This is a genomic window from Phenylobacterium sp. (genome assembly GCF_020402505.1).
Classification (GTDB): domain Bacteria; phylum Pseudomonadota; class Alphaproteobacteria; order Caulobacterales; family Caulobacteraceae; genus Phenylobacterium.
On sequence record NZ_JADBZL010000001.1, the window covers coordinates 1 to 17877 of the forward strand.

Sequence of the window (17877 nt, forward strand, 5' to 3'; positions counted from 1 at the left end):
ACGCTGGCGGCGCCGGAGCGTGCGTTGACGCTCAACCCCGCCGCTCCCACGCCAACCCTGGGCGGCAACCACCTGAGGGCCCCCGCCGGCATGTTGGATCAGCGACCGCTGCTGGAACGCGCTGACGTTGTGGAACTGAAGGGCGCCTCACTGCCCGCAGGCAGGCTGCTGCTGGGCGCGGCGGATGTCGAACTGACCGTACTGCAAGCTGGTGCGGGCGACATCGTGGTCAAGCTGGTCGACCGCCGGCCGGACGGCGAAGTGCGGCTGCTGCGCGAGGCGGTGGTCACACTCTCGGGAGCGGGGACAAAGCGCGTGAACTTCGAGCCGTTGGCCTACGCCTTCGACGCCGGCAGCGCGCCGGGGCTGGTGGTCGCTGGGGCCTCGTTCCCGGCCTACCGGTCCTTCTCTCCGCCGCTCTCAGGCTCCGTGCTCCTGGGCAGCGCCAAACTGCAGTTACCCCTCACTGCTCAGTGAGGGTCGAAGCCTGCGCCCGGGTTTCATCCCGACCCGGGCGCAGGCTTCAATTACCTGAGTGCAGGGACTCGAGCCCTGCGCCTCCGCCGGACAGAAGGCAGGGCGCGTCCGCGGCTAGGCCGATGGGCAGGGTCTCGGCGATGACTTGCCGCCCGCCCCCTCGAGGTCGATTTCGGCCAGCCGCCGTCCCGGTCAGGCGGATCCTAGCGTTTGAAATCCCCGCCAAAGGCCACGGCCCTGGACATCTCGCTGGCCACGGGCTGGAACCCGACATTGGGGACGGGCGCAGGGGCCTCCCCCACCGTGTGACGGAGCCGACCGATGCCTGTCACTTCGACCTCCATCACGTCCCCGAGCGCCATGGGGCGGGACCCCGCGGGCGTACCCGTCAGGACGATGTCACCCGGTTGCAGGGTGACGTGCCGGGAGATATCGGAGAGCAGGTAATCAATGCCATACAGCATCTCGCCAACCGGACCTTCCTGCACGACTGCGCCATTGCGGTAGGTTCTCAGGACCTGATCGCGGATATCGACTCCGGCAACCACCCCGGGACCGATGGGGCAGAACCCGTCATGACCCTTGACCCGGAACATGGAGCCCGCGTCCGTCTCGCGGTAGTCGTGCAGGCCGACGTCGTTGGCGGGGGCGAATCCGGCGAGGTAATCCCACGCCTCAGAGACGGGCACGTTGCGCATCGGTCGACCTACGACGGCGGCGATCTCGCCTTCGAAATTCAGAAGTTCGCAACCCGCCGGCCGGCGCACCGTTCCCCCGTGACCGAGAACAGTGGTTGGCGGCTTCATGAAGTAGGAGGGCTCCGTCCCCAAGGGCAGACCGAACTCCAGTCGGCGGGACTCGAAGTTCATGTGGATGCAGACAATCAGCTGCGGCTCCACGGGCGGAAGATGACTCGTGGTCTCAGGGTCGAGCCGCCGACCGTCTCCCAGCAACAGTTCGTCGCCGTCGACCGTCGCGAACATTGCCCGGCCTTCATGGAAGACACGCCTCAGTTCCCTACGGGGCCCTTCAAACAGCTTCATGGTCTTGCTCCAGTGCCGTCTCGGAGATCATCGGAAACTCCACAGCGCCATCGACCGAGAAGGCGAGATTCAGACGCCAGCCCGCGATGATCTCCGTAGGGGCAAGCTGATCCAGCTCGCTGTACTCAGACTCACCGAAGCTGAGGTCTCCTGCGCCCCGCCAGACATCCGTCCAGGCTGCATTGGAAACCTGACCGATCGAGAACTCCTCGACCGCCGGCTCCGGTCGACTGAGTGACGGAAAGAGTCGTGTGTGGAGCGGAGGGGCGAACAGGGCGAGGGGCGGAATCTCCACCTTCTCATGCAACTCGACACGGGCTGTCGCCAGACGCCGGCCAAGGCTGGAGACGTGCGCGCCGAGCGAAGCGCCAGGCTCAAGCCGGACTCCGCCCTTGCCGATCGATACGGGCCGGGTCATGTGAATCTGACCGATCTGCTTCGGAAAGCCTTGGATGTGACCCCGCAACAGCGACAGTTCGCTGTCTACCCAGATGAAGGGGATCCGGCTCGCCCGCACCCCACGGAATTCTCCCGTCACAATGACAAAGGCCTCCCGATACTGGCTTCTTGCAGGGTCGGCCAGCGTCCTCGGGTCGCTATCTGCAGCGGAACACCAATCGCAGAACACGAAAGTGCATGAGCCGTCCGCCTCAGGCTCGAACCCCGGCGGCGCCAGAGCGGCCACCCGATCCGGGTCGGCCCTGAACTCTACCGCGATCACCTCGCCCGAGTAGTGCCAAGGGGGCGGACTGACAGTCGACGACCGGCCCGTACTTGTCTGTGGCAGCGTCCAACCCAACAACATTGAAGAACTCCCTTGAGCGATGATCAGGAAATCGCCGGCAGAGGCGTGTGGATGACGCCGACGCCGATGATGTAGGTGAGAACGGGGACGCAGAGATCGATGACAGGCGGTTCGCACCCCGCCGCCTGAGCCGCCGCCGCCGCTGCGATCCACTGCAGGCATTCTGCGGCGCCAGAGCCTGCGTCTGTGATCATCCGGTCGGTGGTCCAGTCATCGAACTCGTCCAGGCGACCCGAACAAATCCTGGCCAGAAAGTCCTGATCCCAGGATGCGTTCAGCTTTATCTGTTCGGGGCCGAGCGCACCGCTGGCGATCATCTGACTGGCCATCAGGGTCAGGCCGTTGACCCGATCCAGCCAGAGATCCGTCGCCTGCTTACCTGCCGCCGCCCCGTGGACCAGATAGTCGCGGTGCTCCTCCGGCGCATTTTCGAGATCGGGGAAGGCGAGACTCGGATCGTGGGCGAGACCGCCCGTGCCGAGAATCAGGACACGCTTCCCGAGACCCCGAGCGAACTCACCGACGGCCTTGCCCAAAAGCCGCGCTCGCCGAGGAGAAGGCCGATGGCCGGCGATCGCCGAAAGAAATATCGGGATGACCGGGTAACGGTCGATAGCCCCTGTCAGTCGATGCAGCGCCTGGGAAAAACCATGGTCGATCACCATCTCATGGGCGATGGCGACATCAAGGTCCGATGCTCCAAGGTGGGCCACCAGGGCGCGAGCCTCCTCCATCGGAACCCGCAGATCTCCGGGATAGCCCCCGATATCGGCCACCGCACGCGCCGAAAGTCCGACGCATATCGGTGGAAGGACATGGTAGTGGAAACCCGTCAGGTGATCCGAGCCAAACTCAATCACGAGCTCAGGCTGGAAAGCCTCAACGAGGCGCGCCCGCGCCTCGAAGGCGGCGACCACCGACTGATGCTCCGGAGGTTCAACTTGGAACGCCTCCATCAGCGGACTGTGGGACGCGCAGATCATGTGGACCGACATGGCTTAGTTCTCCCTTAAATCGCGGAAGGCCCGCGGAGGCATCGCCCTCAGCTTCCTTCGTAGAGCGCCCGCCAGCCGGGTATTCTCGTGATTGCTGCGTTCAGGTCGGCGATCCCGCGGTCGATGATCGGATGCGGAAGGGCCGTGATCTGGGACCGATAGCTCTCGCGCCCCTTCAGCCGGGTCCAATAGGCGCTCACTCGGGGAAGCCCATGGTTGCCCAGGATATGCGTCAGCCACCGGGTTTCTTCGAGCCGGTGCAGCAGAGACATCCAGGATACGTCAGCAAGCGAGAAGTCCGCCCCAAGAATCCAGTCTCCGGAGGTCAGCGCCAGTTGATCTTCCAACGCCCGAAGGTGACCAACCATCGCGTCGCGCGCTGACTGGATGATCTGTCTGAAGCGGGTCACCTGTACGACCCCGGACAGCCCGATAAGCTTGAAGATCAGGAAGAAGGCCGCCCTGTCCTTCAACCTATGGAACAGCAGTCCCTCCAGGATCTTCGCAACGGGAATGTACCGGATGGACGCCACAAAAAGTGGAACCGTCATGGGCGGAATGCACTGTCCGGCGCTCCGCTGATGGTCCCGAGACGCATCTTCACCGATCAGGGAGGCCCGCGCGATCCACACCTCCATTTCCGCACGTTTTGCGGGATCTGTTGGCGTCAACCGGGTATTCGACCCCGTCGCCTTGTCCGCGATATAGTTGATGATGAAGTCCGACTCATAAACCGGATGGCCATTATGGATCAGTGTAGGTACCAGACCACCAGGGTTTATCGCGAGATAATTGCGCGATATGACCTCATATGATCCGGTCTCGATCAAATCTATATGGTGAGATTCATAAGGTATGTTGTATTCTGCGAGGCAGATACGTACCTTTCGGGCACACAACGAAAGTACGTTGTGATAAAGTTCGAATTCCTGACGATGAGGTACTGAGCGGCTCAGGTCGACGCCGGCTGGCATCTTCATCGTCGTTCGATGGGATCGCTCCCAGACGTACCAGAATGAGAAGGCCGAAAGGCCCAAGAGGCCAAGGCCCGTGACAAGGAGGGTCATGACTGATGCCTCCCCTGCCGGCGCGCTCCTCCGAGAGCGGCGCTGCACCAGGCCTCGGCTGCCATAGCCGTCGATCTAGTGGACCGCAGCAACCCTGCCGCAGGCCTCTCCGCTCTCGGCCGGCACGACATCAGGGCGTCACCCGAGACCAGGTCTGGGTTCTGCAGAGAGGCGCAACCACACACCCTTTCACGAGCAGGTTTCCGTCTGCCTGAAGGGTCAGTGTGCCCGTATAGGTGTTGCCATCCCTCGGGTTGTAGATCTTGCCGCCGGTCCACCGGCCCTGGTCAGCTACAAAACCGCTCATGATCTGCAGCCCGCCAATCTTGCGATTTCGGAGGGCTGGATTCTTGTTTTTCGCATCTGGCCTTTGCTTGTCCGCCAGGTCGCCCAAGGTTGGGGAGATGCGACCACACACGGCCTGGCCGCAATTGAAGACTTCCATGTATCCGCCGTCCGACGTCTTCCAGACGCCCGTCAACTGCCCTGCAGCGGCTCCCGTGGCCACCGCTGTCATCACCACAGCGCCTGCGAGGGCGAGCATGGAACCGGCCATCCGCCGGGAGTTCCTCGCAATTCTTGACATCTGATTGTTCTCCTTACGGTTGTTGTGAGTCGACCTTCGGGGGGCAGTGAGCCCAAGCCTTAGTCGACAGAGCCTAGTCCGGCGCGCCGTCGCCTTAGCGGCGGGCGTCCGACGGTTTGATCGACCGAACAGTGACCCCCAACATCCGGGGGAAGGATCCGTCGCGATCGACAAGCAGGGCTTTCAGGGAGGCTGCGACGTGAATTCCTATGAAAGCGACCATGGTCCAAGCTCCGATCTGATGGACCGTCTGCAGATTTGTCACAGTCGCAATCTTAGTCTCGGCAGACCTGATTATCTCGAAGCCGAAGTATGAAAGCCCGTAACCTTTCTCGACGGCCATAAAGATGCCGGAGACAGGCAGGGCGACGCTCAGTAACAACATACCGTAGCGAACCACCTTTGAAACAAGACGCGTCGCCGCATTGTAGGCCTTCAGCGGAATGGGCATTCCGTTACTCAGGCGCCAGAGGCCCCGCGCCAGGCCCCAGGCCAGAACCGTCAATCCCAGCGAGATGTGAAACGCGATGGCTTCCCAGCGGGACGCGCCATCCGGCATGTCGTCCAACGGCGCCCCGGCCACTAGAGTCGCGATCACAAGACCAGCGGTCGTCCAGTGAAGAAAAATCGAAATCCTCGACAGTCTCTCGCTCGTATCCGCCGACATCAGACTTCACCTCTGGTCTCTTTGGACGCCTCGCCGCAGGCTCGCGGTGCGTCGGCTCCAATCCGAAGGGAGTCTCTCACCCCAGCGGGCGAGTAATCGATCTCTCAGGGTACAGGTCTCTTCGCAAATCGTCCGGAAGTGACCGCCCGGCGCCCGCGCCGCTCGAAGCACAGCCCGTCCACGGGCCGGACCCCCGTCTCAGGTCAGGACGAGGTGGTCGCAGGAAACAAGGGTTCCACCCCAGGCGAGCGGGAGACCTCGCTGGGTGAACTTCCGACAATGTCGCGATAGGCCCGGCTGAAGCTTGCTGCGGAGGCATAACCTACCTGCTCAGCCACATCCGCGATGCGCGCTCCGGGCGACTTCAGCCGCTGGGTGGCCTCACTCATGCGCACCCGGTTCAGGTAGGTCATAGGCGGGACACCCACCTTTTCAGTAAACCGGTCGCAGAATGAGGTTCTGGACATGCCGCAGGCGCGGGCCAGGTCGGCGAGGCGCCAGGGGCGGGCGAACTGATTGTGCATCAGGCCCAAGGCCTTCTGGAGTCGGGGGTCGGACAGAGCGAACAGCCACCCCCGGTCAGATACATCCGACAGCGAAACTGCGCGCATCAGTTGCACAAAGAAGATCTCAGCCAAACGCCTCAGGATGGCGAGATAGCCTGGATGCGCAGTGGCCATCTCCACCTCGATCGCCCGGAGCGTGGCTCGCAACTGTGCTTGGTTGGAGACCGAATTCAGGCTCAGCCTGATGAGCTCGGGCAGGCCGGCGAAGATCTGGGTGTGAAGGTCCGATCCGGTCGAGAAGCTTATGGTAAGTATCCGGGTCTTCTCACCACCGCCCCCGAGAGCCAGGGAAAGGGCGAAGGAATCTGCAATCTGCAGCCCCGCGATCTGACTGGCCTCAATGGCCTTTGTGTCGGGCGCATCACTGACCTTGTGGACCCGGTCCGCCGGGAGAAAGACAAGCTCGTCCTCGTTAAGTTCCACCCGGGCGCCGCTGCCCGCCATGGTCACGAAGCACCGACCGGAAAGGACGATGTGCGCGGCCCCGAGGCGTCCGCCAGGCAATGAGACGCCCCAGGGCGCGGACAGGTCACTCAGGCAGACCACCCAGCCGCCGAAGGTAAGTCCGGTGAGAGCTGCGCTCAGGGCGTCGCCTGCGGGATACTCGCCAATCTCCATCGCGCCGAACTCCCTCTCCGAAATCCTTCTCCGATAAGTGGTCATCGGTTTCCGGTTCGAAACATGAGCTCGACATTATTTAAGGGCTGGTATCTCCCATTGGACCGCCAACTGCCGCGCGAACCGGCTCTGTCGGCGACGCCCAGCAGATCGTACATCCAATCTCAGGAAAGCGGATCGTGGCGCGGCTGGCCACGGGGTCCCATCGGCTCCCGGGCGTTTCCAGGACGATCGGCTGTGCAATCTGTACCTTCGGGAATGGACCCTCGAGTTCAACCGCCTATCCTCCATTCAAGTTTAAACATGAACACTTACAGGGTGTTCGCGGTCTCTTCTTGAGAAAGACCGCCACGCAAAAGTGAGGCGAGAATGAAGATTGCTGTGCTTGGGGCCAATGGGCTGACGGGCGAACTTGTCGTCGAGATGGCCTTGGAAAAGGGGCACGATGTTGTCGCGGTCGTGCGTGACCGCAACAAGTTTCGGCCGAGACCGAAGGTTCAGATCAAGGTAGCTGACGTATTCGACCCCACCCAACTGAAGGAGGCGGTACAGGACGTCGACGCGGTTATCGTCGCTTTAGGGATCACCCGGAGCTCACGCTCGCCAATCGGGAGTCGCCTGATTTCCCCGCCCGACACCTGCACCCGCGCAGTTGCTGCGCTTACGGCGGCGCTCCGCGATCGCCCGGGCGTCCGTATCGTTTACATGAGCTCAGCCGGCGCCAACAAGACCTGGCTGAAGTATCCAGCCTGGGCCCGACTGTTGATCCAGATGACTCAGATCAAGTGGAGCATGCGGGACCATACGGGCGCGGAGAAAGTTCTGGAATCCAGCAAGAATCTTTGGACCATCGTGCAGCCATCACTCCTGGATGACAACGAACCTTCCAAGGCTGCGCGAACGCTTCGGAGCAATGACCGCGCATTCTCAAAGGTGTCCAGAGCTGGTGTCGCGGCGTTCCTGGTGAAATCCGCAGAGGACACCTCGTCGCAAAATCAGTTCTTCGAGATCACCGGCGGGCATTAGGAGCCATCCTTCACGAGGCGAGGCCTACAGGCGCACCGAGCTCACGCTTCGGTACAGAAGGCAAGGCTGCACCTCCCCGTCCATCAGGGCAGGTGGGTCCCAACCGCCCGGCGCGACCTGCCGGTTCCAAGGTGCGAAAGAGGATGGTCCCTCGCGCGCGTCGCCTCGATCTGCGCCGGGACGCCCTTTTCGGGTCCGGCCCGGTTCTCACATATCGACGGGCAGGTCATGTCCCGGCAGTGACAGGCGGACCTCCTCGGGCTCGCGGGCGATCCGGATGCCAAACTCGGAGTTCAGCAGGGCGCGATACTGCGTCCAGTTGGCCGAGCGGCGATAGAGATCTGGTCGGGCCGGCCCGACCTCGAAGCCCTTGAAGCCCCCCAGGTCCTTGGCGATCATCCTGGGCGCCTTCACCCCCGCCACGTCGATCTCCCACATGGCGTCGCCCAGAACGACCCGGCTGGCGCAGAGCCGGCCCGTCTTCATGTCGAAAGCCAGAGAGTTGATCCCGGTCAGGTCTTTCGCCGGGACCAGGACGGGTGCGCCCTCCGTCTCCCGGTATCGGATGACGCCCTGCAGGTCGGAGGTCCAGGCCGGCTTCCGCCATCAGGCGCGACAGAAGGGTGTCGAGACGATCCGCGAGGATCCGGTTCTCCACCTCGACCAGGCGTGGTCCCGGCGCGGTCCCGGCGGGGCGGCGAAGTCGACGGCACCGCGGATGACCAGGCCCTGGCTCGCCGGAGAGGCCGATCCTGGCGTTGCGGCGTGAAGACGGTCCGAGAAGCCGCCGGAGACAGCAAGGGCGATCAGAAGGGCGAGGCGGAGGTGTCTCGATCACCTGGTCATTCCCGATCTCGAGAGCCTGCAATGCGCGCTCGATGGGAACCCAGCTATGGCGGACAGTCTCGACTTCGGGCTTAATGCCCCGCGAAGTTCAGCGGCCCAGAGGGGCGTGAGCGACCACCAGGAAACGGCGTAGAGACCGGCGACCGGTCCAGGAAACCAACCGAATGAGCGACGACAAGTCAGAGCTATTGAGATCCCTGACGCTCGGTCCGGCGACCTCGGCAGGGGCGGCGGAGACCTCTGGAGGCTGGAGGGTTCCGGCCCTGGTCGCCGTCGTTTGCCTCGCCCTGGGTGGTGCGGTCGGATGGCTCGCCCGACCGCAGCCCAAACCTCAGCCCGCAGCCACGCCGGCTGTCCCCGTCACGCCGGGCCCGGTTCGCGCCAGCGGGCTCACCGCTTCGGGATATGTGGTCGCCAGGTCGAGGGCCACCGTGGCCGCCGAAGTCACAGGTCGTGTCGTCGAGGTTCGCGTCGAAGAGGGGCAGGTGGTGCGTAAGGGCGATGTCCTCGCTGTCCTCGACGCCTCCATCGCACAGGCCGACAATGCGACGTCGATGGCCCGCAAGGTCTCGGCCGAGGCTTCCGTCGCGGCCGCTCAGGCCCAGTTCGAAGAGGCGCGCCAGGCCCTTGCCAGGGCTGAGAGCCTTTCGAGGTCAGGATATGTCAGCGAGGCCGTCCTGCAGGCGGCGACCGCGCGCAGCGAGTCCGCCCGGGCCCAGCTCGATCTTTCGAGAGCGCAACTCGCAGCGGCGCGCTCCGACGCCAACCGATCCGGCCTGCAGCTCAGCCGCTATGTGATAAGGGCGCCCTTCTCCGGCGTCGTCATCGACAAGGCTGCGCAGGCGGGGGAGATCATCTCGCCTCTCTCCGCGGGCGGAGGCTTCACGCGCACCGGCATCTGCACCCTCGTGGACATGGACAGCCTTGAGATCGAGGTGGACGTGAACGAGGCGTACATCGGGCGCGTATCCGCCGGCCAGAAGGTCGAGGCCGTCCTCGACGCCTATCCGGAAAGCCGCCTGCCCGCCCGCGTGATCGCGACCATTCCGGCGGCCAGCCGGGACAAGGCCACCGTCCGGGTTCGCATCGCCTTCGAAGGCCGGGATGCGCGCATCATTCCCGACATGGCCGTCAAGGTGACCTTCATCGAGACGAAGACCTGAGCCCCGACAACCCAGAGCGCATCATGACCGAGTTCATCAGGCTGACCGACGTCTGCAAGTCCTACACCCGCGGCAAGGAGTCCATCAGCATCTTCGATCGGCTGAACCTGGTCATCCCGAAGGGTGACTTCGTCGCCATCATGGGTCCGTCCGGTTCCGGCAAGACCACGCTGCTCAACCTTCTCGGCGGAACCGATCGCTGCGACAGCGGGCAGATCTCCTTCGACGGCGAGCGGATTGAGGGCTACTCCGAGGGCCAGCTCACGGCCTGGCGGGCCCGGAACGTCGGATTCATCTTCCAGTTCTACAACCTCATGCCGATCCTCACTGCGGCCCAGAACGTAGAGCTGCCCCTCCTCCTGACCTCCCTGCCCGCGCAGCGACGGAAGGAGAATGTGACCACCGCCCTCAAGATCGTGGATCTGGCGGACCGGGCCCGGCACAAGCCGAAGGAACTCTCTGGCGGTCAGCAGCAGCGGGTCGCCATTGCCCGCGCCATCGTCTCTGACCCCAAGCTCCTGCTCTGCGACGAGCCCACCGGCGACCTCGACCGGTCCACGGCGAATGACATCCTGTCGACGCTGCAGCTTCTGAACCGCGAGCTTGGGAAGACGATCATCATGGTCACGCACGATCCTGAAGCGGCGCGTTTCGCCACCCGCACCCTGCACCTGGACAAGGGCCAGTTCGTGGAGGTGACGGCGTGAATGATCTCTATCTCGTCTGGAAAAACCTGTTCCGGAAGCCGCTGAGGACGGTTCTGCTGATCATCTCCATCTTCATCGCCTTCCTGATCTTCGGCCTGCTGGTGGGGGTGAACGTGGCGCTCAACCGCGCGACGGAGACCGGTTCGGCCAGCAACAGGATGGTCGTCGCCAACAAGATCAACTTCACCGAGTCCCTGCCGATCGCCTACCTCAACCGCATCGCCACCATTCCGGGGGTGACCGCGGCGACCCACCAGAGCTGGTTCGGCGCCTATTTCCGTGACCCGGCGCAAAGCCGGTTCGTAGGCTTCGCCGTGGACCCGGGGACCTACACGGCCATCTTCGCCGACCAGATCAAGCTGGGCCCGGGGGAACGCGAGGCCTTCATCCGCGAGCGCACCGGGGTCATTGTCGGACGCTCCCTCGCCAACCAGTACGGCTGGCGGGTCGGTCAGACCATCCCGATCAGCTCTGATATCTATTTCCGGCCTGACGGATCGCGCAGTTGGGACATGAAGGTGGTCGGGATCTTCGACGGCGCCAAGCCCACCGATCCCACCAACGCGCTTTACTTCAACTACGACTACCTCAACGAAATCCGCCCTTTCGGCCGGGATACAGTGGGCACCATCTCCGTTCTGACCGCGTCGCCCGACATCAATGACCAGGTGGCCAAGGCGATTGACGCCACCTTCGCCAATTCACCCTTCGAGACCTCGACCGTGGATGAGAAGACGTTCTCCAGGGCCTTCCTCAAACAGGCGGGCGATCTGAACTTCATCATCACGATGGTCGTGGCGGCGGCCTTCGCAGCGATCCTGATGATCGTTGGAACAACCCTTGTCTCCGCGGTCAGGGAACGCACCAAGGAGATCGGCGTGATGAAGACGCTGGGCTTCCCGGGCCCCAGGGTCCTGCGGATGGTTCTGGGCGAGTCTCTCCTGCTGTCGGGACTGGGCGGCCTTCTGGGCCTTGGAGTCGCAGCCCTGGCGCTCAACGGTCTTTCCCGATCTCCCATCGGCGAGACCTTTGGCGCCTTGTCCATGACGGCGCCGGTCGCGGCGGCGGGCATGGGCCTTGCCCTGCTCCTGGGTCTTGTGACCGGCCTCGCGCCAGCTCTCTCGGCCCTCAGGATGAACATTATCGACGCCCTCGGGCGACGCTGAGGAGTCCCCCCTGTGAGCCTTCTGAACCAGACGGGATCCGTCATCCTGATGAATATCCGGTCGATTCCCCAGCGGCTCTGGATGTCGCTGGCGACCGTCGTGTCGATTGCACTGGTCGTGGCCGTGCTCCTGGGCTTCCTCGCTCTTGCCAACGGCTTCAGCCAGACCCTCAAGGGCTCGGGCTCTCCTGACGTCGCCATCGTGCTCAGGGATGGATCGCAGTCGGAGATCAACAGCACGCTGTCACGGGAGCAGATCGATCTCCTGGGGCAAGGCCCCGGCGTGCGCGCCGCAGCCGATGGCGGCCCCCTGGTCTCGGCCGAGCTGCTTCTCATCGTCGACGGCACCAAACGATCGACAGGCACCAAGGCCAACATGCCCCTGCGCGGTATCGGTCCCAACGGGCTGGCTGTGCGCCAGCAGGTCCGGCTGAAGGAAGGGCGGATGTTCGCACCCGGGTCGAACGAGATCGTGGTGGGCGCAGGCCTCCTGCGGGAGTTTTCCGGCTTCGAGATGGGCAAGACGGTCCGCTTCGGCGCCCAGACCTGGCGCGTGGTCGGGGTCTTCGAGGCGCCCGGCACGGTCTTCGAGTCGGAGCTCTGGGCCGATGCGCCGGTCGTCCAGAGCCTGTTCAACCGCGGCTCGAGCTTCCAGACCGCACGGGTCGCCCTGAACAGTCCGGCTGACCTCGCCGCCTACACCGCCTATGTCGGGTCCGATCCCAGGCTCCAGCTGCAGGCCCAGAGCGAACTGGCCTATTTCGCCGCCCAGGCGGAGCGGTCGGGGCTGCTGATCCGCTATATCGGCTGGCCGCTTGGGATCATCATGTCAATTGGCGCCCTGGCAGGGGCCCTGAACACCATGTACGCCTCCGTCTCCGCCCGGGCGACGGAGATCGCGACCCTCAGGGTGATCGGGCTCTCTGGCGTCTCCGCCTTCATGGGCACCATGTGCGAGGCGCTGGTCCTCTCCTTCATCGGCGCCCTCCTGGGAACAGCGGTCTGCGGCCTCCTGTTCAATGGCCTGTCCGCCTCCACCCTGGGCGCGGGGTTCACCCAGGTGGCGTTCCGGCTGCAGATGGGACCGGAGCTGGTGCTGCAGGCTGTCATGCTCGCCCTGGTGATCGGCTTTGTGGGAGGCATGCTGCCCGGGATCCGGGCGGCCCGCCAAAGACCGTTGCTGGCCCTGTGATGGCGTGGCGCCGAAGCGCGGATCAGGGCTCCCGCGCCAGACAGTAAAGCCCATTGTCCAGGTCGGCCGTGAAGCAGACAGAGCCGTCAGCGCGCACCGCCACCCCTGTGGCGGCATAGGGCGGCGGGGTTCCGGGGCTGGCTGCAAGGCCGATCGGGAGGTTGTCGGCCATGACCTTGCGACTACCCTTGCCGAGGTCGATTTCCGTCAACCGGCGGGCGCCGGCCTCGGCGACCACCAGGCTGCCCCAGGGGGTGAAGGCGAGGCCCTCAGGCAAGGCGAGGCCATCCACCGCCAGGGAGACCGCCCCTGTCTTCAGGTCCACCCGGCGGATCGCGCCCGCCGCCTCGCTGACATAGAGAGCGCCGTCCGGCCCGAGAGCCAGCTGGGTCGGCCCCGCCAGGCCCTTCGCCAGGGTGCGGCGAGTGGCGTAGCCCGGGCCGCTGGCCAGGGTGATCTCGCCGGCGGCGATCTCGGTGATGGCGATGGCGCCATCCGGCAGGAACTGGGCGTCCATCGGAGCCCTGAGACCGTGAAGGACCGCGACGGTCTTCATGTCCGAGCGACCGAGGACCTGAACCGACCCGCTGAACCAGGAGGTCAGCAGGATCCTCTCGGGACCGAGGCCCACGGCGAACGGATATTCGAGGTCAGAGGCCTGCATCCGGTGAATGTCGCGGACCGCCCCCGTCCTTAGATCCACCTGCCGGAAGGAGAAGATGTCGGCAACCCAGGCGGCGTCACCTTCGATCTTCAGGCCCGCAGGCACGGCGAGTTTGCCGGACAAGAGGGTTCTCAGGGCGCGCGTCGCCGGGTCGAAGGCCTGGACCGCATTGTCCGCCATGTTCGAGACGTAGATCGTCCCATCCGGGGCGATGGCCAGGTTGTCCAGGGCGCTGGAGAGCTTGCGCACCGTGGTCTTGCGCCCCGTCGCAAGGTCAACGCGGCTCAGGTCCCCCGCCCGGGTGTCCACCACCCAGAGGTTGCCCTTGCCGTCGAGGTTGACCGCCGCCGGGACCTGGAACTCGCTGTTCAGGACGGTGACGGCGCCGTTTGCGGGGTTCATCCGGGCCACTGCGCCCTTGAACCACAGGGGTCCGTAGAGCTGACCATCCGGCCCGACCTCGAAACCGTTGAAGCCCCCCAGGTCCTTGGCGATCAGCCGGGGCGCCTTCACCCCCGCCACGTCGATCTCCCACATGGCGTCGCCCAGAAAGACCTGGCTGGCGTAGAGCTGGCCGGTCTTCATGTCGAAAGCCAGAGAGTTGATCCCGGTCAGGTCCTTCGCCAGGACCCGGATGGGCGCGCCTTCCGTCTCCCGGTATCGGATGACGCCCTGCAGGTAGGAGGTCCAGGCCAGTTCGCCCCTCGGCCCGATGGCGATGTCGTCCGCCTGCCCCTCCGGCGCGGGTATGTAGACCTTGGCCGCGCCGGTCGCCCGGTCCACCTCCCACATGTCATTACCCACCACTGTGCCGGCAAGGACGCGCCGGTCGTCGAGGACCGCCAGGCCGTGCACGCCATGGAGAGCGGACGGGGGTACAACGGCTTGCGGCGGAGCCCAGCCCCCGGCTTCAGCCCCGGCGGCGGTCAAGAGGGAAATCAGCCCGAGACCCAGCGCCGCCATCCTAAGCATCGTGTTCATATTCCCCCCTGAGTTTCGGCCACATCGCCCACGGAAGAGGATCACCCCCGGGACCCCATGAGTCTAGCCGCAGGCTGTCAGAATCACCCCGCTCCCGGCGCGGGCGGGAAAGACGACGGCGTAGGTTCCAGACGCACCCTCTTTCCGACGGGGGACTTCCCCGGCCGGGGCGCTGGGATCGACCCCGGCCTGCGACCAGAGCCGGTTTGAACCGATAGAGAACCTGTCCCTGCGCTATACGGTAAGCGACCCGACGCCCGGCGCAGGGCGAGCGTCGGACGCAGGAGGTCTGACGCGACCCAGAAGCACCAGGCCTGCACCAGCTAGGCTCAACCCTCCGATGTAGAGCCCGATCGTCAGGGACGAGAGAGCGCCAGGCGTGGCGAGGGCGACCGTTCCGGCAGCGAGACTGGCGACGCCAAGGTAGAGGGGAACATGCCCATAGGCCCAGAGCCGCATACGGCGTCCGGTCACCGCATCCTCGATCCGTCGCTCACCGTGTCCCCTGACGTGCTGGAAGTAGGCCATCCATAAGAGGAAGCTGAGCCCGGCCCCGAGACAGGCGGCGATCACAGCTGACAGGTGAAGTGGATCGCCATGGTCCAGGGCATGGACAACTGACGCCATCCCCTCTCCCAGAAGGATGATGGTGAAGAGTCCAAATCTTTCCGGAAGGTGCGTCGGATGGGGTGGAACCGTTGTGGTTTGCCGAGCGACAAGCCAGGGCGACGCCAGGTCCAGAAGGAGGGCCACGCCCCAGACGACAAAGCGCGCAGGTCCAGGAAGCACAATCCCGAGCGCCCAGAGTCCGGCCTGAGCGGCGTAAAGCCCTGAGTAGACCCTGATGAGTCCCGCCGCACCAGACCAGCCGCGCTCGCTCTGACAAGCTACGGCCAGAAGCAGTTTGAAGGCCGCGAGGCCTCCGCCAAAGGCCCAGGCCGAACCGAGGGGCACATTGAGGCTCACCTGCGGGGCAGAGTTCGGAATGCTGTCGGTGCACGGTTGGATCAACCGGTACCTGGCCCTCTACCCACAAATGAACGTGGAGGCTGTGTCGGGATGGGGCCCCCCGCGAGATCCGACACGGACGTCCCTTCGCAACGTCACAAGGGCGGACCGCGCAGTCCCGGGGCGAAGCTCTTGATAAGCGCGGTCAGCAGCCGGTTCCCGCCAAGCCCTACTGCGACGGGACATAGGACTTGTAGGTGATCTTCCATTCGCCGTTGATGCGCAGGAGCAGGAGCTGCTCATCCAGCGCCTGCGCAGGGCTGAATCTCAGGCGCAGCTGAACAGTTGCGCTGTCGCCCTGGATCGCGACCCGGGTGATGTTTCGCTCGATCCGCTCCGCCCCGGGAGCGGGGGTTCCGTTGAAGTAGCGGACGTACTCATTGAAGGACCAGGTGACGAGCTGGTCCCCCCGCAGGCCCTCGATTCTCGCCGACGGCAGGAAGGCCTCGCGGATCGGGTCGGGTTTGCCGGTCACGCCCCCCTCGAAGTACTTGCCCACGACGGTGCGGATCGCCGCCTCATCGGCCGACCCCGCGTCCGGTCCCGCCCCGCCGGGGGGCGGGATCGCCGCCGCCAGGTTCAGGAAGGGCGCGCGCTCGAACACCTCGCGGCTCTCGACAATGCGTCCGAGGTCGGCCTGCCTCGCACCGTCGATCCGCACTTCCCGGTGCGCAGCCCGGATCTCGCTCCAGTCCTTCGCAATCCCCTCGAACCCCCGGGCGTCGCGATAGGTCACCATCACAATGGCGTTCCAGGGGCCCTCATCCGAGCCGGTGTCGAACCAGACATAGCTGACGAAGAGGCCGCGCTTCACCGCGATCTCGTCCATCGCGAACCAGTTCGCCCGAACATAGCGCTCGAGCTGGCTCAACTTCCCCGGAGCGGACTTCAGGTAGGTCAGGGTCACCACGCGCGCGTCGGGGGCGGCGGTCTGGCGCGCGGCGGCGGCGGGATCCGCGCCCGCCAGCGCCAGGGTCGGCCACGCCAGGATTCCCAGCAGGGCGGAAACCACATGCCTTCGCCACAATCCGCCGGTAGATGTCGGTGTCGCGCCGGAAACGGCTATCTTCCGGGATATCGAGATCATGCTGGGTCCATCGGCTGTTTCGGCAAGGATAGGCGCCCTGCACCAGGGAGAAAAGCGATGAGAATTGAACACTCTCTTCAGGTAATTTGAACCATGGGATCCCGCCCCGTACTGTCGCTCGACGCGATCCATGTGGTCGACGCCATCGCGCGGTGCGGGTCGTTCGCCAAGGCGGCGGCTGAGCTTCACAAGGTGCCGTCGGCGCTCAGCTACACGGTCAACCAGCTGGAGCGCGAACTGGGCGTCAGGCTCTTCGAACGGAGCCGAAGCCACACCCGCCTGACGCCGGCGGGCCAGGACCTGCTTGAGGAGGGCCGGCGTCTTCTTCAGCTGGCCGCCGCGGCGGAGCGTCGGCTCGGGCGGATCGCCGCCGGCTGGGAAGCCGACCTGCGCCTCGTCGTCGACACCCTGCTGGGCGTGCAACGGCTGTTCCCGGCCCTGATGGACTTCTATGCGCTGGCGTCCGGGACGCGGGTGCGTCTCGCAGAGGAGTCACTGGAGGGGTGCTGGGAGGCCCTTGTCGAGGACAGGGCGGACCTTGTCATCGCCGGGCTCGGCGCCGGGGGCATTCCCTCTGGAGGCGGCTATGTCGTGTTCCCTCTTGGCGCGGTCGCCTTCGACTTCGCCGTTGCGCCCGGCCACCCCCTGGCCCGCCATGCCGGCGCGCAGGGCGCGCCCCTCTCCGAGGCGGAGGTGCGGCCGCATCGCGCGGTCAGCATCGCCGACAGCTCCCGCGCCCGGTCGGCGCGCACCTACGGCCTGCTGGCGGGCCAGGAGACTTTGACGGTGCCCACCATGGCGGCCAAGCTCGAGGCCCAGAGGGCGGGCCTGGGCGTGGGCTTCCTGCCGCGATTCCTCGCCAGACCCGAGTTCGAGCGGGGAACCCTGCTGCGACTGGAGGTCCAGCAGCCGCGTCCCGAGGCCCGCTTCGCCCTGGCCCACCGCGCCCATGAACTGGGGCAGGCCGGCCGTTGGTTCGCCGAGCGCCTGATGCAGCAACCGATTCTAGAGGAATGGAGCGCCGGATCGGCGTCAGGATAACGGCGACCGGTCCAAGGTTCCCAAACCGGGAGCCTCTGCGTCCCCCAAAGCCCTACCCCACGTCGAAAAGGTCGCAACCCCGCCAACCTGGCTTGGACCGGGGCTCGCCCCGGATCTTTCTTTTCGTATCTCTGGTATGCGCTGGCGCCGCCTTGCCCGGAGGTTCAGGGCGG

18 protein-coding genes are annotated in these 17877 nt (G+C 65.1%); 7 read left to right on the forward strand and 11 right to left on the reverse strand.

The features are described 5' to 3' along the window. A partial coding sequence (locus tag IM632_RS00005; RefSeq protein WP_296551891.1) for a CocE/NonD family hydrolase C-terminal non-catalytic domain-containing protein occupies positions 1 to 477 on the forward strand: 477 nt, incomplete at its 5' end. 203 nt (positions 478 to 680) lie between these two features. On the opposite strand, the gene IM632_RS00010 is transcribed toward IM632_RS00005, so the two are convergent. From IM632_RS00010 to IM632_RS00040, 7 genes are all read right to left on the reverse strand, one after another. Next, positions 681 to 1520, reverse strand: a complete 840-nt coding sequence (locus tag IM632_RS00010; RefSeq protein WP_296521251.1) for a fumarylacetoacetate hydrolase family protein — start codon at positions 1518 to 1520, stop codon at positions 681 to 683. Continuing rightward, complete coding sequence (locus IM632_RS00015; RefSeq protein ID WP_296480754.1) at positions 1507 to 2319, reverse strand: acetoacetate decarboxylase family protein; 813 nt, start codon at positions 2317 to 2319, stop codon at positions 1507 to 1509. The genes IM632_RS00010 and IM632_RS00015 overlap by 14 nt, the downstream gene beginning before the upstream one ends. A gap of 29 nt (positions 2320 to 2348) precedes the next feature. Beyond that, on the reverse strand, positions 2349 to 3320 hold the full coding sequence (locus IM632_RS00020) for a hypothetical protein (RefSeq protein WP_296480751.1): 972 nt from the start codon (positions 3318 to 3320) through the stop codon (positions 2349 to 2351). A 47-nt stretch (positions 3321 to 3367) separates the two neighbouring features. Then, positions 3368 to 4387, reverse strand: coding sequence for a glutathione S-transferase family protein (locus tag IM632_RS00025; RefSeq protein ID WP_296480749.1), 1020 nt, complete (start codon positions 4385 to 4387; stop codon positions 3368 to 3370). Between the two features lie 130 nt (positions 4388 to 4517). After that, the gene (locus IM632_RS00030; protein ID WP_296480747.1) at positions 4518 to 4943 is read right to left on the reverse strand and encodes a DUF2147 domain-containing protein; all 426 of its coding nucleotides are present in this window, start codon (positions 4941 to 4943) and stop codon (positions 4518 to 4520) included. A 124-nt stretch (positions 4944 to 5067) separates the two neighbouring features. Then, entirely contained in the window at positions 5068 to 5640 is a 573-nt protein-coding gene (locus IM632_RS00035; RefSeq protein WP_296480745.1) for a cytochrome b, read from the reverse strand. 203 nt (positions 5641 to 5843) lie between these two features. Continuing rightward, entirely contained in the window at positions 5844 to 6824 is a 981-nt protein-coding gene (locus IM632_RS00040) for an AraC family transcriptional regulator (RefSeq protein ID WP_296480742.1), read from the reverse strand. A gap of 369 nt (positions 6825 to 7193) precedes the next feature. Here IM632_RS00040 and IM632_RS00045 point away from each other — a divergent pair, with 369 nt between their 5' ends. After that, positions 7194 to 7850 carry an NAD(P)H-binding protein gene (locus IM632_RS00045; RefSeq protein WP_296480739.1) on the forward strand — a complete coding sequence of 219 codons (657 nt, stop codon included), beginning with the start codon at positions 7194 to 7196 and terminating at the stop codon, positions 7848 to 7850. A 207-nt stretch (positions 7851 to 8057) separates the two neighbouring features. Here the strand turns inward: IM632_RS00045 and IM632_RS00050 are convergent, their stop codons facing one another. Beyond that, positions 8058 to 8336: a hypothetical protein gene (locus tag IM632_RS00050; RefSeq protein ID WP_296480737.1), complete on the reverse strand. Its 279-nt coding sequence runs from the start codon at positions 8334 to 8336 to the stop codon at positions 8058 to 8060. Positions 8337 to 8860: 524 nt separating this feature from the next. Between IM632_RS00050 and IM632_RS00055 the strand changes: the two genes are divergently transcribed. From IM632_RS00055 to IM632_RS00070, 4 genes are read left to right on the forward strand one after another with little or no spacing between them, the layout of a single operon-like run. Further along, positions 8861 to 9859 carry an efflux RND transporter periplasmic adaptor subunit gene (locus IM632_RS00055; protein ID WP_296480735.1) on the forward strand — a complete coding sequence of 333 codons (999 nt, stop codon included), beginning with the start codon at positions 8861 to 8863 and terminating at the stop codon, positions 9857 to 9859. Between the two features lie 23 nt (positions 9860 to 9882). Then, entirely contained in the window at positions 9883 to 10566 is a 684-nt protein-coding gene (locus IM632_RS00060) for an ABC transporter ATP-binding protein (RefSeq protein WP_296480731.1), read from the forward strand. Beyond that, complete coding sequence (locus IM632_RS00065; RefSeq protein ID WP_296480728.1) at positions 10563 to 11732, forward strand: ABC transporter permease; 1170 nt, start codon at positions 10563 to 10565, stop codon at positions 11730 to 11732. Before IM632_RS00060 ends, IM632_RS00065 begins: the two co-directional genes overlap by 4 nt. Positions 11733 to 11744: 12 nt before the next feature. Beyond that, positions 11745 to 12923 carry an ABC transporter permease gene (locus tag IM632_RS00070; protein WP_296480724.1) on the forward strand — a complete coding sequence of 393 codons (1179 nt, stop codon included), beginning with the start codon at positions 11745 to 11747 and terminating at the stop codon, positions 12921 to 12923. A gap of 22 nt (positions 12924 to 12945) precedes the next feature. Here IM632_RS00070 and IM632_RS00075 read toward each other — a convergent pair whose 3' ends face one another. The 3 genes from IM632_RS00075 to IM632_RS00085 form a co-directional block, all read right to left on the reverse strand. Then, the gene (locus tag IM632_RS00075; protein WP_296480721.1) at positions 12946 to 14568 is read right to left on the reverse strand and encodes a hypothetical protein; all 1623 of its coding nucleotides are present in this window, start codon (positions 14566 to 14568) and stop codon (positions 12946 to 12948) included. A 234-nt stretch (positions 14569 to 14802) separates the two neighbouring features. Then, entirely contained in the window at positions 14803 to 15522 is a 720-nt protein-coding gene (locus IM632_RS00080; RefSeq protein ID WP_296480718.1) for a low temperature requirement protein A, read from the reverse strand. Between the two features lie 223 nt (positions 15523 to 15745). After that, positions 15746 to 16588, reverse strand: coding sequence for a nuclear transport factor 2 family protein (locus IM632_RS00085; RefSeq protein WP_296480715.1), 843 nt, complete (start codon positions 16586 to 16588; stop codon positions 15746 to 15748). 168 nt (positions 16589 to 16756) lie between these two features. Between IM632_RS00085 and IM632_RS00090 the strand changes: the two genes are divergently transcribed. Further along, the gene (locus IM632_RS00090) at positions 16757 to 17704 is read left to right on the forward strand and encodes a LysR family transcriptional regulator (RefSeq protein WP_296480712.1); all 948 of its coding nucleotides are present in this window, start codon (positions 16757 to 16759) and stop codon (positions 17702 to 17704) included. Positions 17705 to 17877: the final 173 nt, after the last annotated feature.